Genomic DNA, 14,579 nt, shown 5'->3' with positions numbered 1-14,579 from the left:
TCCAGGATGGCATCGGAGAAGAAATCGACGTCGCGTCGGCGTCCGCTGGAGGAGCGCAGCCAGATCTGGCTGGGCATCATCGCCGTCGGCGTAGTGGTGGTGCTCATTGGGGCACTGTTGCTGGTGAAGGTCGCCGACATCGGCTACCGCACGATCACCGCGCAGTTCGCGCAGGCCGCGGCGCTGCGCCCGGGGAATCCGGTGACGGTGGCCGGAATCCCGGTCGGCGAGGTGCTGAGCATGGAGCTCGCCGGCGATCACGTCGTGGCAGAACTGAAGGTGCAGAACGACGTCGCGCTCGGTGCGGACTCCCGGGCCGTCATCAAGGTCACCACGATCCTGGGCTCGCGCTATCTGGCCCTGGAGCCCCGCGGCGGCGGTTCCCTGCCCGACGACACCTTCGACCTGTCCCACACCGAAGTCCCCTACGACCTGCAGGAAGCGCTCACCGACGTCACCAACACCTACGAGCAGGTCGACTCCGACAAGTTCGCCGAGACGCTCAGCATCCTCGGCAGACAGATGGAGACGCTGCCACCGGTGGTGCCGAAGGCATTGGAGAACACCCGACTGCTGTCGGAGATCATCTCCACCCGCCGCGATCAGCTCGGCTCGCTGCTGGAGACCACCCAGATGATCAGCAACACGCTGCGCAGGCAGCAGGCCAACATCGCGAGCATGGTGCGGCAAGGCAACGACCTCGTCGGCGAGCTCGTGATGCGCCGGGCCTCCTTCCATTCGATGCTGGCCGCCATCACCGATCTCGTACAGCGACTCAGCGACACCGTCATCGACGATCGCCCCGAACTGGAGGCGCTGCTGGTCAACCTCCGCGAACTCACCGACATGGTCGCCCAGCACGACGATCTGCTCCGCAACAATCTGCAGGCCGGGCCGGTCGCGCTGCGCGGCCTGGCCAACGCCACCGGATCGGGCAACGCCGTCGACTTCAACGCCGCCAACGGCCTGCTGGTCGACTCGTGGATGTGTGCGATCAGTGGCCGCGCCAAGCAGTTCGGCATGATCGAGTACTTCCAGGACTGCAAATGAGTACGCGCGCGAAGCTGATCGCCGCGATCGGCACGGTCGCCGCCCTGGTCGCCGTGGTCGCGGTCGCCGGGTGGTACTTCATCGCCGACAATCTGAACCACATCTCGGTCACCGCGCAGTTCGACAGCGCCGCAGGCCTTTACGAGGGCAATACCGTTGCGGTGCTGGGCATGCCCGTGGGTGAGGTCACCAGGATCGTGCCCAAGGGCGGTTACGTGGAAGTCGAGTTCACCGTCGACAGCGACGTCCGGGTGCCGGCCGACGTGCAGGCGGTGACCATCTCGAACTCGATCCTGACCGACCGGCAGATCGAGCTCACCCCGGCCTACCAGGGTGGGCCGATGCTGCAGAACCACGACACCATCGGACTCAACCGCACCCGGACCCCGGTGGAGTTCGCCCGCGTGCTCGACGTCCTCGACAAGCTGTCCACCTCGCTGCGCGGGGACGGTCGGGGTGGCGGTCCGATCGCCGGCGTGGTGGACGCCAGCGCCGAGATCGTCGACGGTAACGGGCAGGCGATGAAAGATGCGCTCGGCGAACTGTCCGACGCGCTGCGGATGAGCTCCGACCGCGGCGAGGTGACCCGCGACCAGCTGACCGAGATCGTCCGCAACCTCAGCACCCTGTTCGAGGCGGCCGCCGACAACGACGCCACCCTCCGCGAATTCGGTTCCAACGTGCGGCAACTCAGTCAGATGCTGGCCGACGAGAACTTCGGTTCCGGAACCACGGGCCGCAAGATCAACGACGTGGTCGACCAACTCGGCCAGGTGCTCGACACCCACCGCGAGGCGGTCAAGCAGATCGTCGCCAACGGCGACACGGCGCTGACCACGACCGTCGACCACCGGCGCGATCTGGCCGAGGTTCTCGACCTGACGCCGATGACGCTGGACAACCTCTACAACGCGATCGACCGCAACAACGGATCGGTCCGTGTGCACGTGCTCACGGACAAGGTGCTGTTCGACACGCAGACCGTCAAAGAGATGTGCAACATGATGGGGCTGCGGCAACTGGGTTGCAGCACTGGGACATTGGAGGACTTCGGTCCCGACTTCGGCTTGAGCTACGTCTTGGACGGCCTTGCGGCGATGGGGCAGAAGTGAGGGCCTGGCGGATGAGGTCGGTGCTGGCGGCAGCACTGGTCAGCGTCGTGTCGGTGTCGGCCTGCGCGACGGAAGGGCTGGCCAGCCTGCCGCTTCCGGCGCCGGGCGGTGCCGGCGACGGGTACACGCTGAACGCGGTGTTCTCCAACGCCCTCAACCTGCCCGCGATGGCCAAGGTGAAGCTCGCGGGCGCCGACATCGGCCAGCTGGAGTCGATGCAGGCCCGCAACTACACCGCGGTGACCACGCTGCGGATCAGGGACGGTGTGCAACTGCCCGAAGGCAGTACGGCCGAACTGCGGTCGGCGACGCCGCTCGGCGACGTCTTCGTCGCGATCAAACCCCCGGCCCAGCCCGAACCCGGCGCCCGCATGCTCGGCGACGGGGACAGCATCGGCATCGAATCGACCACGGCGGCAGCGACTGTGGAATCCGTGCTGAGTTCGGCGGCGATTCTCGTCAACGGCGGCGCGGTACGGAACTTCACCAACATCATCAACGGCCTCGGCCGCGCGACAGGGGACCAGGGACAGGCGTTCGGCGACCTGGTCGGCAAGACCAACGACACGCTCGGCACCCTCAATCGGCGGTCCGAGGAGATCTCGACGGCGATGACTGAGATGTCGCGGCTGGCGGGTCAGATCGAGGCCAAGAACCAGTCGCTGGGGGAGGTGATGGACGCCGCCGCACCGGCGACCGACACCCTGGCCAAGCACACCGACCAGATCGCCGATCTGGTGCTGCAACTCGGCGACACGTCCGGTCAACTGCGCAAGTTCCCGTCCATCGCGGGCACCGACACCAGCGGGCGCAGCGTGATCGCCGACGCGAACGCCATCGCCGGCGCCTGGAACGATGTCGCGCTGACCCCGAACGCGACCCTGTACGCGCTGAACCGGTTGATGCCGCCGTTCATCAAATCGACCACCAGCAACGCGATCGCGGTGCGCGTCAGCATCGACCGGTTGGTCCTCGGGTCGATTCCGGACATCGGTTTCACCGGCGACCGCGGTCTGCACGGACCCAAGCGCTACAACTGGCATCAGCTCGTCGGCTCCCTCCAGTACACGCTGTTCCGGCTGCAGGAGCGGATCGTGGGCCGGGGCACCGGGGTGCCGCAGCTGCCGGTCATCCCGAGTCCCACCGAACCGGGTCAGACCGTGACGGTGCCCGGGACGGTGGGGCCGCCCGCGCCGCCTCCGCCGGGTGCGATCGGGCCTGCGCCTCCCGCATCGGTCTGGACACCGCCGCCGACGCCTGCTGTGCAATCGCCACCGGGCCCGGGTCTTCCGGCACCGCCGGGATCCGCGCCCGCCCCTCAGGCGCCGGCACCGCCGGCCCCCGGGCTGCCGCTGCCCGCGGAGGCGCGCTGATGATCCACGCAATCGCCGATCAGATCGTCCGGGTGGTCCGGGCCGGCCACCGCCGACGCGCGTGGCTGTCCGCGGGTGCGATGGTGCTCACTCTGGTGGTGGCCTCCGCGTATCTGTTTCTCGGTGCGCTGCAGGTCAATCCGGTGGCCTCGAGCTACCAGGTGACGGTCGCCCTGCCGGAGTCCGCCGGCCTCCTGCCGAACCAGAACGTCACCCAGCGCGGTGTGCCGATCGGCCGGATCGAACGCCTGGACCTCACCCCGGACGGGGTGAACGCCGTGCTGACCGTCGATTCGACGATCGCGGTCCCGGCCGCCAGCCAGGTCCGGGTGTCGGGTCTCTCCCCGGCCGGTGAGCAGTACCTCGACTTCGTCGCGGACAGCGAACAGGGTCCGTACCTGCAGGACGGCAGCGTGGTCGCACAGAGCGACACGACCGTTCCGGTCAGCCTGGCAGATTTGCTCGCCAACGCCGACGGGGCGTTGGCGCAGGTGGACACCGCCAAACTCGAGCTCATCAAGAAGGAGCTCAGCATGAGCGAGGCGGGCCCGCAAAAACTCGCCGACGTCATCGACGGCGGCACCTTCCTGCTGTCCACCCTGGATTCCGTGCTCCCCGAGACCTCCAGCGTGTTGCGCACCAGCCGGGTGGTGCTGCAGTTGGCGGCCGACAAGAACGAGGGGATCGGTGTCGCCTCGGAGAACCTGGACGCGACGTTCACCGGCGTGAACCGGATGCGCGAAGGCTTCCGCAGACTGACCGAGCGGACCCCGGGCACCCTGACATCGGTGGACAATCTGTTCGCCGACAACTCCGAGACGATGGTGCAGTTGCTCGGCAGCCTGACCACCACGTCGCAGCTGCTCTATCTGCGGGTGCCGGCCCTGCACGCCCTGTTCCCCGACTACCGCACCTCGGTGCTCGACGCCATCGGCAGCGTCATGCACGACAACGGGCTCTGGGCGACCGGTGACATCTACCCCCGGTACTCCTGCGACTACGGCACCCCGCGCCGGCCACCGTCGTCGGCCGACTACCCGGAGCCCTACATGTACACGTACTGTCGCGACGATCACCCCGGCGTCCTGGTGCGCGGGGCGAAGAACGCGCCGCGACCGGGCGGCGACGACGGCGCCGGACCACCGCTGGGCGCCGACCTCGGCCGCACCACCGATCCCACCCCGCGGGGCCGCTACACGATCCCGACCGAATACGGCGGTCCGACACTGCCGATCGAACCACCGCGATGACGCACCTCGACACGGAAGTCTGCATGAGATGGAATTGACCGCCATGACCGACAAGGACCTCACCGACGAGAAGCCCGAGCCCGGCCCAGAAGCGGATGCCGACGTCGACACCACCGACACCGACTCGACCGATACCGACACGAGCGGCGACGACACCGATGTCGCCGACACGAAATCCGAAGCGGCCGTACAGCCGCGGCGACGCCGTGCGCTGATGGTCGCGGCGGTGGTGCTGATCGTCGGGAGCCTGGGGACCGCGGCCGTCCTGGGCTGGCAGCTGTGGCAGGAGCGCCAGGTCGAGCAGGCCGCGGACGCCGCCCAGGCGGCGGCCGTCGGCTACGCGCAGATCCTGACCAGCATCGACTCGGCGAAGGTGGACGAGAATTTCGATCAGGTGCTCGACGGCGCCACCGGCGAGTTCAAGGACATGTACTCCCAGTCCAGCGTCGAACTGCGTCAGCTGCTCATCGACAACAAGGCCTCCGCCCGGGGCGTCGTCGTGGAGTCGGCCGTCCAGTCGGCGACGAAGGACAAGGTGGTGGTGCTGTTGTTCGTCGACCAGTCGGTGTCCAACACCGCGGTGCCCGATCCGCGCATCGACCGCAGCCGGATCAAGATGACGATGGAGGACGTCGACGGTCGTTGGCGCGCAAGCAAAGTCGAGTTGCCGTGAGGCGCGTGACGCCATGAGCCGTCTCGGTGTCCTCGTCGCCTGCGTCCTGGCCGCGGGTGCGCTGAGCGGGCTGCCGGTGGCAGCCGCGTCCCCGGACGGTTTCTGCGCCGAGCTCGGCGGCGCCTGGACCGGGCAGTACTGCCAGATCTCGGTGGCCTCCGAGCGCAATGCGGTGCGCGACATCAAGGTGGCCCTGCCCGCCGAATTCATCGACGATCCGGTGGCAGGCCCGGTCGTCCGCGACTATCTGGCCACACTCGTCGGCAATTGGCGGGAGGTGGGCCGGAAGATGGTCGCCGACAGCTTCGGCGAGGGAAATTATCAGATCTTCCGACACGGTCCGGCTTCGACGCTGGTGTACCGCGAGACGTATCACGCCGACGGACCCGACTTCAACAACGCCTACCGCACCTTCACCTTCGCCGACGGTCGACAGCTGCAGCTGGCCGATCTGATGAAGCCGGGTGTCGATCCGCTCGCCGCGATCCCGCCGCTTGCCGAACCGTACGTCCGGCAGGCCCTCGATGCCGCCATGCCGCAACACCATCCGGGCAGCTACCCGTTCGTGCCCGACCGCTGGACACCGGACAAGGTCTACTCGGGCGGATACAAGGCGTGGGCGCTGACTCCCGGCGAGCTGGTGCTGTACATGCCGGACTACCCGGTGGGGCGCGACTCCCCGACGAATTACACCCCCGGAGTGATGCAGTGGTCGATGGACGGCGGAACGGTGCAGGCCCGGATTCCGCTGACCGCGTTGGCTCCGATCCTGCGCCCCGAGTTCGGCGGAGCCTGAACATGATCCGGTTCGCGGGGTGGGTCGTGGCACTGATCGCCACGCTCATGCTCGCGGCGCCGGCCGCCCAGGCCGAACCCGATCAGCCACCCGGCACCCCGTCGCTGCCGGTGTTCGTCCCGTACCCGTCGAACTGGCAGCCCAACTACACGGTCTTCCCCTACAACCTGTGGCAGAACCGGGTGACGCCCGAACAGCTCACCGCGCAGCGGGAATCGTGTCAGTGGATCAACGCCCAGTACGACACGCTGATGAGCCAGGCTCTGGGATTCCAGCGGTTCCTCGGCGACCGGCGTGACGACTGGTCCGCCCCCGGGGTACGGGAGGCGGCCGGTATGGTCGCCGCCAACCTCGACCAGTCCGCGGCGTTCCTCGCACCCCGCGCGGACATCCTCTACATCGTGAACTATCCAGACCAGAGCGAGTATTCGCCGCTGTTCCACGGGGATTCGATCTACCGGCTGTGGTATCAGCTCACCCAGATCAGCGACAAGATCAAGCGGGAACTCCCGGCCGGGCAGATCAACGCGAACATCGCGACCGCGCACGTGTACGGCGGAGTGATCCGCGCGTCCGGCGTGTGCAACGGGGCCTGACCGGCATACTCAGGCCATGCAACCGAACACGGCTGACCTCGTCCTGCTCGGCACGGTGCTCACGGTCGACGCCGCGGCACCGGACGCGCGGGCGGTGGCCGTGCGCGACGGTCGCATCGTCGCCGTCGGCGACCGCGCCGACGTCGAGGCGTGGATCGGCGACAGCACCGAGGTGGTCGACGTCGGGGACGGCTGTGTCATGCCGGGATTCGTCGAGGCACACGGCCATCCACTCATGGAGGCGGTGGTGCTCGCCGACCGGATCGTCGACATCCGGCCGGTCATCATGGCGAACGCCGACGACGTGCTGGCCGCCATCCGCGGCGAGGTGGCTGAACGCGGTGCCGACGGCGCCTACCTCAACGGCTGGGACCCCCTGCTGCAGGTTGGGTTGCCGGAGCCGACGCTGGCGTGGCTGGACGCCCAGGCACCCGACACTTCCCTGATCATCATCCACAACTCGGGCCACAAGGCCTACTTCAACTCCGCGGCGGCCCGCGCGCTCGGCCTCGACCGCAACACACCGGATCCCAAGGGAGCCAGGTACGGTCGCGACGCCGACGGTAACCTCGACGGCACCGCCGAGGAAACCGGCGCCGTGTTCGCCCTGATCGGCGGCGCCGTCGACCCCGCCGGGTTTCCGGGGATGCTGCTCGCCGAATGCGCGCGGCTCAACCGAGCCGGTCTCACCACGTGTTCGGAGATGGCGTTCGATCCGATGTTCCGTCCGGTGCTGGACGCGATGCGCTCCGAGGTGACCGTGCGGTTGCGCACCTACGAGATGTCCACCGCGCAGATGTCGACCACCGAGGTGCTCGACAACGGCGACGACATGGTGCGCCAGGTCGGTATCAAGATCTGGGTCGACGGGTCGCCGTGGGTCGGCAACATCGACCTGACGTTCCCGTATCTGGACACGCCCGCCACCCGGACGATCGGGGTGACACCCGGATCGTGCGGACACGCCAACTACACCCGCGAACAACTCGAAGAGATCGTCGGCGCGTACTTCCCCCTGGGCTGGCAAATGGCCTGTCATGTGCACGGCGACAAGGGCGTCGACACGATCCTCGACGTCTACGAGCAGATCCTCGCGAAGCACCCGCGTGACGATCACCGGCTCCGCCTCGAACACGTCGGCGCCATCACCCCGGCCCAGCTGCAGCGCGCGCACGACCTCGGCATCACCTGCAGCATCTTCGTCGACCACATCCACTACTGGGGCGACGTGATCGTCGACGGACTGTTCGGCCCGGAGCGGGGAAGCCGCTGGATGCCGTGCGGTTCGGCCGTTGCCACCGGAATGCGGATTTCGCTGCACAACGATCCGCCGGTCACGCCGGAGGAACCGCTGCGCAACATCAGCGTGGCGGTGACCCGCACCGCGCCCAGCGGGCGGGTGCTGGCGCCGGAGGAACGACTGACCGTCGATCAGGCCATCCGCGCCCAGACCATCGACGCCGCATGGCAATTGCACTCTGACGATGTCATCGGTTCACTCGAGGTCGGCAAGTACGCCGACATGGTGGTGCTGTCGGCGGATCCGCGCACGGTGGCGCCCGAGGACATCGCCGGCCTCGACGTCCGAGCGACATACCTTGCGGGACGGCGAGTCCATGAGAATGGGCGTTAACAACCGGGCCCGAAAACGGTGGCGTCGTGGCAGGCTCAGCGTATGACCGAGCTGCCCGACCCCGAGTTTCTCGACGACCGCCTCGCGCACTGGGCGCGGACCACACCCGACGGTGAGGCGATCGTCTACCTGAACCGATCGTGGACGTGGAGCCAGTGGGAGGACCGCGTCCGTCGGCTCGCCGGAGCGCTGACCGCCTTCGGGGTGCAGCGCGGTGACGTGGTGGCGTTCCTGGACAAGAACCACCCCGCCTGCGTCGAACTCACGCTGGCCGCCGCCTCACTCGGTGCCGCGAACGCCGTCATCAACTTTCGGCTCGCCGGCGACGAACTCGACTACGTGCTCAACGACAGCGGCGCCACCGTCCTCATCGTCGGTCGCGGACTGCGGGAATCGATCGACCGGATCCGCGACCGCCTCGAGCACGTCGAGCACATCATCGAGGTGACCCCCGACGGAGGGGACGGCGACGAATACGAGGCGCTGCTGGCCGGGGCGACCCCGACCGGGCGCCGCGACGACGTCCGCGGCGACGACGTGTGCATCCTGATGTACTCCTCGGGCACGACGGGACGGCCCAAGGGCGTCGAGCTCACCCAGGCCAACCTCATCGCGCACACCGTCAACGCCCACGACGGCTGGGCGTTCGACGACGGTGACAAGAACATGGTGTCCATGCCGCTGTTCCACGTCGGCGGATCGTCTTACGTACAGTTCGGGATTCACGATGGGGTGCCCAGCGTCATGACCCGCGAGGTCGACGGCGCCGCGCTGGCCGATGCGATCCTCAAGGGCGCCAACCGGACGTTCCTGGTGCCCGCGGTGCTCGCCAAGGTGCTGGAGGCCGGCGAGGACGCGGTGAAGCTGTTCGGCGCACTGAAGACGTTCTGCTACGGCGCCTCCCCGATGCCACTGCCGTTACTGCGCCAGGCCCTCGAGGCGTGGCCGGACACCGATTTCATCCAGGTGTACGGGCTGACCGAGGTGTGCGGCGTGATCAGCCACCTGATGCCCGAGGCGCACCGCGACGCCGAGCACCCCGAACGGCTCGTCAGCGCGGGGCAGCTCATCCCGAAGGCGGAGTTGCGCATCGTCAACGCCGACACCCTCGAGGACGTCCCGGAGGGGGAGCAGGGCGAACTGTGGTTCCGCACACCGCAGTTGATGAAGGGCTATCACAACCGGGAGGAGGCGACGGCCGAGTCGATCACCGCCGACGGCTGGTTCCGCACCGGCGACGTCGGCCGCCTCGACGCCGACGGCTTCCTGTTCGTCGAGGACCGGCTCAAGGACATGATCATCTCCGGCGGCGAGAACGTGTACTCCATCGAGGTCGAACGGGTGCTCGCCGAGCACGAGGCGGTGACCGAGGTGGCCGTGATCGGGGTGCCCGACGAGAAATGGGGCGAGGCGGTGAAAGCCATTGTGGCGGTGGACGTGGCGGTGGACGGCGCGGTGGGCGGCCCGGTTTCCGAGGAGGAGCTGATCGACTGGTGCCGCGAGCGCCTGGCCCGTTACAAATGCCCGCGCTCGATCGACATCATCGACGAACTGCCGCGCAACCCCACCGGCAAGATCCTGAAGAAGGAACTGCGCAAACCGTTCTGGGAGGGTCGCGATCGCGCCACCGTCTGAAACCCCTGCGCTCGAGGACGTCCTCGACCGCCTGCATGTCGTCTCGCTCCCCATGCGGGTGCGGTTCCGCGGCATCACGGTCCGGGAGGTCGCGCTGATCGACGGCCCCACCGGTTGGGGTGAGTTCGGTGCGTTCCCCGAATACGAACCGCCCGAGGCGTCGGCGTGGTTGGCATCAGCGCTGGAAGCGTCTTACGGGGCGACGCCCGCGCTGCGACGGGACCGTATCCCCGTCAACGCAACGGTTCCGGCGGTCGAGGCCGCCCGGGTTCCGGAGGTGCTCAGCCGTTTTCCCGGCGCCCGCACCGCGAAGGTCAAGGTGGCCGAACCGGGGCAGACCCTCGCCGACGACGTCGCCCGGGTCAACGCGGTGCGCGCTGCGGTGTCCACCGTCCGCGTCGACGCGAACGGCGGCTGGACGGTCGACGAGGCGGTCGCGGCCGCCTCCGCGCTCACCGCGGACGGACCGCTCGAGTATCTCGAACAGCCGTGCGCCACCATCGCCGAGCTCGCCGCGCTGCGGGAACGCATCGCCGTGCCGATCGCTGCCGACGAGAGCATCCGCAAGGCCGAGGATCCGCTGCAGGTGGTCCGCGCCCGGGCCGCAGACGTGGCCGTGGTGAAGGTCGCGCCGCTCGGCGGGATCGCCCGGCTGCTGGACATCACCGCCCAGATCGACATCCCCGTCGTCGTCTCGAGTGCGCTGGATTCAGCCGTGGGCATCTCCCGCGGTCTGCTCGCCGCGGCGGCGCTGCCGCGACTCGAGCATGCGTGCGGTCTGGGCACCGGCGGATTCTTCGTCGAGGACGTCGCCGACGCCGCGCTCCCGGTCGACGGGCACCTCCCGGCGGTGGCCGTGGTGCCCGACCCGGCGCGGCTGGCCGATCTGGCGGCACCCCCCGACCGCAGACAGTGGTGGATCGATCGCATCGCGGCCTGCCTGCCGTTGATGCGTTGACACCGACACATGGCCTTTGTGGTGACCCCGGTCAGTACATGCAGACGTCGGCGAACAACAGCGCAGGCCAGCCGGCGACCAGAACACCAAACGACAGCAGTTGATCGCGGGTGCCGTACAGGGTCTGCATGTGCTGGAGGAGTTCCGCGCGCAGCCCGACCACCACGCCGCCGGCCACGAAGTAGGGGATCGACGCCCAGATCGCCGCTTCCAGAAGCGATCCGATCGCGATCTCATAGCCGAGGACCCGGCGCAACCACCGCATCAAACGCCCCCCGTTCGTCGGCTCGAGGCTCAACCTAGCAACGACGCCCGGCCTGCCGCAGGCTTGTCGGCGGCCACGATGTCCTGATCGGTGGGGTGCATGGCGTAGACGCCATCGTGGCGGTGGCCGAGACTGAACGCCATGATGCGCGCCGTGCTGATCGTCGGATTTCCCGGCGTGCAGGCACTCGATCTCGTCGGCCCGTTCGAGGTGTTCACCGGGGCGACGCGCGTGCTGTCGGCGCAGAGCCACACCGGCCGTGGCTACGCGGTGACGATCGCATCGGCGGACGGTGAACCCGTCGACACCGGAACCGGATTGACGCTCGTCGCCGCGCCGCTGCCCGATGCGGTCGAGGAGATCGACACGCTCGTGCTGCCGGGCGGATTCGGCACCCCGGCAGCGGTTGCCGACGATCGGCTGATCGGCTGGCTGCGGACCGCGGCGCCGCAGGCCCGCCGGGTCGTGACCGTGTGCACCGGCGCATTCCTGGCCGCCGAGGCCGGTCTGCTCGACGGGTGCCGGGCCACCACCCACTGGGCGTACGCCACACGATTGGCCGAACGCTATCCGGCCGTCACGGTCGACCCGGACCCGATCTTCCTGCGCAGTTCGCCGCGGCTCTGGACGGCCGCGGGCGTCACGGCGGGAATCGACCTCGCGCTGGCGCTCGTCGAAGAGGATCACGGCACCGACGTCGCGCAGACCGTTGCCCGCTGGCTCGTGATGTATCTGCGCAGGCCGGGCGGTCAGACCCAGTTCGCGGCCCCGGTCTGGACGCCACGCGCCCGCCGCGCGCCGATCCGCGACGTGCAGGAGGCCGTCGAAGCCGAACCCGGCGGCGCGCACAGCATCGCCGACATGGCCGAACGGGCCGCGATGAGCCCGCGCCACTTCGCCCGGGTCTTCACCGAAGAGGTCGGCGAGCCGCCCGCCGGGTACGTCGAGCGGGTCCGCATCGAAGCCGCCCGCCGTCAACTCGAGCAATCCGACGACACCGTCGGCGCCATCGCCGCCCGGTGCGGCTTCGGTACCCCGGAGACGCTGCGGCGCAGCTTTATTCGCCGTCTTGGCGTTTCACCCGATCAGTACCGCAGAACATTCGCCTGAGTCGAGAGGACATCCATGCCACAGCTCGCGATCGTGCTGTATCCCGGTTTCACCGCGCTGGACTTCATCGGGCCGTACGAGGTGCTGCGCAACCTGCCCGACGCCGACGTGCGCTTCGTCTGGCACGAGCCCGGTCCGGTCACCGCCGATTCCGGGGTGCTGGTCGTCGGCGCCACCCACTCGTTCGCCGAGACCCCGGCACCGGACATCCTGCTGGTGCCCGGCGGCATGACCACGACCGAACATGCCCGCGACGAGGCGCTGCTGGCGTGGATCCGGTCGGCACACGCCACCACCACCTGGACGACGTCGGTCTGCAGCGGATCGCTGATCCTCGCGGCGGCCGGGGTGCTGGACGGTCTGCGCGCCACGTCGCACTGGTTGATGGTGCCGATGCTCAAGACGTTCGGCGTGACCCCGGTCGGCGACGAGCGGGTGGTGCGCGAGGGCAAGATCGTCACCGCCGCCGGAGTGTCCGCGGGTATCGACCTGGCGATGTGGCTGACCGGCGAGATCGCCGGGGAGGCGCACGCGAAAACGACCCAGCTGATCATCGAATACGATCCGCAGCCGCCGTTCGACTCCGGTCACCCGCACAAGGCGTCGGCCGCCACCAAGGCCACCGCAATGGCCGTCCTGGCCAAGGACACCGTGTTCACGCACCGCCAACTCGGGGCGTCGACGCGGCTGCTCTGGGATACGGCACTCAAGGCGGCCTGCCGGCCGGCGAAGCGCGCCCGGAAGCGCACCAGCACGCCCGCCTAATATTCGCCCTATGGGCGTACCCGAGGTGGACCCGACGGCCGGATCGAAGATGCTGAAGGTCGGGGCGAGACTGCTGCGGCCGCGGCCGGTCCGCTATCTCGTTCGTCACATCGTGCCGAAGATCGACCCGCCGCTGCTCCGACTGACCAACGGCCGGGTGTCCTCGGCGATGGTCACCCCAGAGCTGCTGCTCACCTCGACCGGTGCGCGGTCGGGCAAACAGCGGGTCACACCGTTGACCTACTTCACCGACAACGGCCGCGTCATCGTCGTCGCCTCCAACTACGGCGGCCGCCGCCACCCCGCCTGGTATCACAACGTCAAGCGGAACCCGCAGGTCACGATCGCCGCGGGCGGATACGAGGGCACGTTCGTCGGCGAAGAGATCACCGGCGCCGAACGCGACCGGCTGTGGCGGATCGCCAAGGACTGGATCCCCAGCTACAGCGACTACGAACAGCTCACCCAGGGCCGCACCATCCCGATCCTGGCGTTCACCGAGGTGTGATTGCGGTGTCGTTGGTGCCGCTGGGCGGGACCAACGACACCCGAACCGCCCTCCAGTAGCGTCGGGAACCGTGAATCTGGCTTTCGACGATCGCGGCAGCGGCATCCCCGTGCTGTTCATCGCCGGCCGCGGGGGCGCCGGCCGCACCTGGCATCTGCACCAGGTCCCGGAGTTCCAGCGCAACGGCTACCGGTGCATCACCTTCGACAACCGGGGCGTCGGCGCCACCGAGAACGCCTCGGATTTCGGCCTCGAGCAGATGCTCGCCGACACCGCCGCGCTGATCGAGCGGATCGACGCCGGACCGATGCGGATCGTCGGGGTGTCGATGGGCTCCTACATCGCTCAAGAGCTGATGCTGGCCCGCCCGGAACTGGTCCGCGCCGCGGTTCTGATGGCCACCCGCGGCCGCCACGACCGTGCCCGCACGTTCTTCGGGGAGGCCGAGCGTGAGATGGTCGCCTCCGGTATCGAGCTGCCCGCCCGCTACGACGCGAAAATCCGTGTGCTGGAGAACTTCTCACCGAAGACCATCAACGACGACCGGGCCATCGGCGATTGGCTCGAGATGTTCACCATGTGGCCGACCAAGCACACACCAGGTCTGCTGGCCCAGGGGAAGGTCGGCCCCAAGGAGAACCGGCTGCCCGCCTACGGAAACATCCGCACCCCGGCGCTGGTGATGGGCTTCGCCGACGACGTGCTGCTGCCCGCGCATCTGGGTAAAGAGGTCGCCGACGCGCTGCCCAACGGCCGCTATGTCGAGATTGCCGACGCCGGGCACCTCGGGTTCATCGAGCGGCCGCAGGAGGTCAACGCCGCGGCCCTGAAATTCTTCGCCGATATCCTGTAGCG

The 14,579-nt window shown here is 68.5% G+C and carries 15 protein-coding genes; 14 read left to right on the top strand and 1 reads right to left on the bottom strand.

Annotated elements, in window-relative coordinates:
* Positions 1-6 precede the first annotated feature (6 nt).
* The 10 genes from A5757_RS06880 to A5757_RS06835 are packed head-to-tail and all read left to right on the top strand — an operon-like array spanning position 7 to position 11,076.
* Entirely contained in the window at positions 7-1,050 is a 1,044-nt protein-coding gene (locus A5757_RS06880) for an MCE family protein (RefSeq protein ID WP_066830623.1), read from the top strand.
* Positions 1,047-2,162, top strand: a complete 1,116-nt coding sequence (locus A5757_RS06875; protein ID WP_066830620.1) for an MCE family protein — start codon at positions 1,047-1,049, stop codon at positions 2,160-2,162. The genes A5757_RS06880 and A5757_RS06875 overlap by 4 nt, the downstream gene beginning before the upstream one ends.
* Before the next feature lie 11 nt (positions 2,163-2,173).
* Positions 2,174-3,535 (top strand): MlaD family protein, encoded by a 1,362-nt coding sequence (locus tag A5757_RS06870; protein ID WP_066830617.1) that lies wholly within the window; start codon positions 2,174-2,176, stop codon positions 3,533-3,535.
* On the top strand, positions 3,535-4,785 hold the full coding sequence (locus tag A5757_RS06865) for an MlaD family protein (protein WP_066830614.1): 1,251 nt from the start codon (positions 3,535-3,537) through the stop codon (positions 4,783-4,785). The genes A5757_RS06870 and A5757_RS06865 overlap by 1 nt, the downstream gene beginning before the upstream one ends.
* 43 nt (positions 4,786-4,828) lie before the next feature.
* Positions 4,829-5,458 (top strand): DUF3329 domain-containing protein, encoded by a 630-nt coding sequence (locus tag A5757_RS06860; protein ID WP_369815918.1) that lies wholly within the window; start codon positions 4,829-4,831, stop codon positions 5,456-5,458.
* A 13-nt stretch (positions 5,459-5,471) separates the two neighbouring features.
* Entirely contained in the window at positions 5,472-6,254 is a 783-nt protein-coding gene (locus A5757_RS06855) for a mannan-binding family protein (protein WP_066830606.1), read from the top strand.
* A 2-nt stretch (positions 6,255-6,256) separates the two neighbouring features.
* A complete protein-coding gene (locus tag A5757_RS06850; RefSeq protein WP_066830602.1) occupies positions 6,257-6,850 on the top strand; it encodes a hypothetical protein in 594 nt (197 codons plus the stop codon).
* Between the two features lie 16 nt (positions 6,851-6,866).
* Entirely contained in the window at positions 6,867-8,483 is a 1,617-nt protein-coding gene (locus A5757_RS06845) for an amidohydrolase (protein ID WP_066830601.1), read from the top strand.
* Positions 8,484-8,525: 42 nt separating this feature from the next.
* The gene (locus A5757_RS06840) at positions 8,526-10,118 is read left to right on the top strand and encodes a long-chain-fatty-acid--CoA ligase (protein WP_066830598.1); all 1,593 of its coding nucleotides are present in this window, start codon (positions 8,526-8,528) and stop codon (positions 10,116-10,118) included.
* Positions 10,102-11,076, top strand: coding sequence for an o-succinylbenzoate synthase (locus A5757_RS06835; protein ID WP_082929353.1), 975 nt, complete (start codon positions 10,102-10,104; stop codon positions 11,074-11,076). The genes A5757_RS06840 and A5757_RS06835 overlap by 17 nt, the downstream gene beginning before the upstream one ends.
* A 31-nt stretch (positions 11,077-11,107) precedes the next feature.
* On the opposite strand, the gene A5757_RS06830 is transcribed toward A5757_RS06835, so the two are convergent.
* Positions 11,108-11,341 carry a hypothetical protein gene (locus A5757_RS06830; RefSeq protein WP_066830592.1) on the bottom strand — a complete coding sequence of 78 codons (234 nt, stop codon included), beginning with the start codon at positions 11,339-11,341 and terminating at the stop codon, positions 11,108-11,110.
* A 141-nt stretch (positions 11,342-11,482) separates the two neighbouring features.
* On the opposite strand from A5757_RS06830, the gene A5757_RS06825 reads away from it, so the two are divergent.
* The 4 genes from A5757_RS06825 (at position 11,483) to A5757_RS06810 (ending at position 14,577) form a co-directional block, all read left to right on the top strand.
* The gene (locus tag A5757_RS06825; RefSeq protein ID WP_066830589.1) at positions 11,483-12,451 is read left to right on the top strand and encodes a GlxA family transcriptional regulator; all 969 of its coding nucleotides are present in this window, start codon (positions 11,483-11,485) and stop codon (positions 12,449-12,451) included.
* 15 nt (positions 12,452-12,466) lie between these two features.
* Positions 12,467-13,216, top strand: a complete 750-nt coding sequence (locus A5757_RS06820) for a DJ-1/PfpI family protein (protein WP_066830586.1) — start codon at positions 12,467-12,469, stop codon at positions 13,214-13,216.
* A 10-nt stretch (positions 13,217-13,226) separates the two neighbouring features.
* Entirely contained in the window at positions 13,227-13,724 is a 498-nt protein-coding gene (locus A5757_RS06815) for a nitroreductase/quinone reductase family protein (RefSeq protein WP_066830584.1), read from the top strand.
* A gap of 70 nt (positions 13,725-13,794) precedes the next feature.
* Positions 13,795-14,577, top strand: coding sequence for an alpha/beta fold hydrolase (locus A5757_RS06810; protein WP_066830582.1), 783 nt, complete (start codon positions 13,795-13,797; stop codon positions 14,575-14,577).
* The last annotated feature ends 2 nt before the right edge of the window (positions 14,578-14,579 follow it).

It is taken from the genome of Mycobacterium sp. 852013-51886_SCH5428379, from assembly GCF_001665575.1.
GTDB lineage: Bacteria > Actinomycetota > Actinomycetes > Mycobacteriales > Mycobacteriaceae > Mycobacterium.
Note: the sequence above shows the minus strand (reverse complement) of the source record. Positions and strands in the feature narration are given on the sequence as shown.

What these genes read in the sequence shown, in the direction of transcription:
- A5757_RS06880 (WP_066830623.1), top strand. Translation starts at nt 7, where the DNA reads ATGGCATCGGAGAAGAAATCGACGTCGCGTCGGCGTCCGCTGGAGGAG.
- A5757_RS06875 (WP_066830620.1), top strand. Translation starts at nt 1,047, where the DNA reads ATGAGTACGCGCGCGAAGCTGATCGCCGCGATCGGCACGGTCGCCGCC.
- A5757_RS06870 (WP_066830617.1), top strand. Translation starts at nt 2,174, where the DNA reads ATGAGGTCGGTGCTGGCGGCAGCACTGGTCAGCGTCGTGTCGGTGTCG.
- A5757_RS06865 (WP_066830614.1), top strand. Translation starts at nt 3,535, where the DNA reads ATGATCCACGCAATCGCCGATCAGATCGTCCGGGTGGTCCGGGCCGGC.
- A5757_RS06860 (WP_369815918.1), top strand. Translation starts at nt 4,829, where the DNA reads ATGACCGACAAGGACCTCACCGACGAGAAGCCCGAGCCCGGCCCAGAA.
- A5757_RS06855 (WP_066830606.1), top strand. Translation starts at nt 5,472, where the DNA reads ATGAGCCGTCTCGGTGTCCTCGTCGCCTGCGTCCTGGCCGCGGGTGCG.
- A5757_RS06850 (WP_066830602.1), top strand. Translation starts at nt 6,257, where the DNA reads ATGATCCGGTTCGCGGGGTGGGTCGTGGCACTGATCGCCACGCTCATG.
- A5757_RS06845 (WP_066830601.1), top strand. Translation starts at nt 6,867, where the DNA reads ATGCAACCGAACACGGCTGACCTCGTCCTGCTCGGCACGGTGCTCACG.
- A5757_RS06840 (WP_066830598.1), top strand. Translation starts at nt 8,526, where the DNA reads ATGACCGAGCTGCCCGACCCCGAGTTTCTCGACGACCGCCTCGCGCAC.
- A5757_RS06830 (WP_066830592.1), bottom strand. Translation starts at nt 11,341, where the DNA reads ATGCGGTGGTTGCGCCGGGTCCTCGGCTATGAGATCGCGATCGGATCG.
- A5757_RS06825 (WP_066830589.1), top strand. Translation starts at nt 11,483, where the DNA reads ATGATGCGCGCCGTGCTGATCGTCGGATTTCCCGGCGTGCAGGCACTC.
- A5757_RS06820 (WP_066830586.1), top strand. Translation starts at nt 12,467, where the DNA reads ATGCCACAGCTCGCGATCGTGCTGTATCCCGGTTTCACCGCGCTGGAC.
- A5757_RS06815 (WP_066830584.1), top strand. Translation starts at nt 13,227, where the DNA reads ATGGGCGTACCCGAGGTGGACCCGACGGCCGGATCGAAGATGCTGAAG.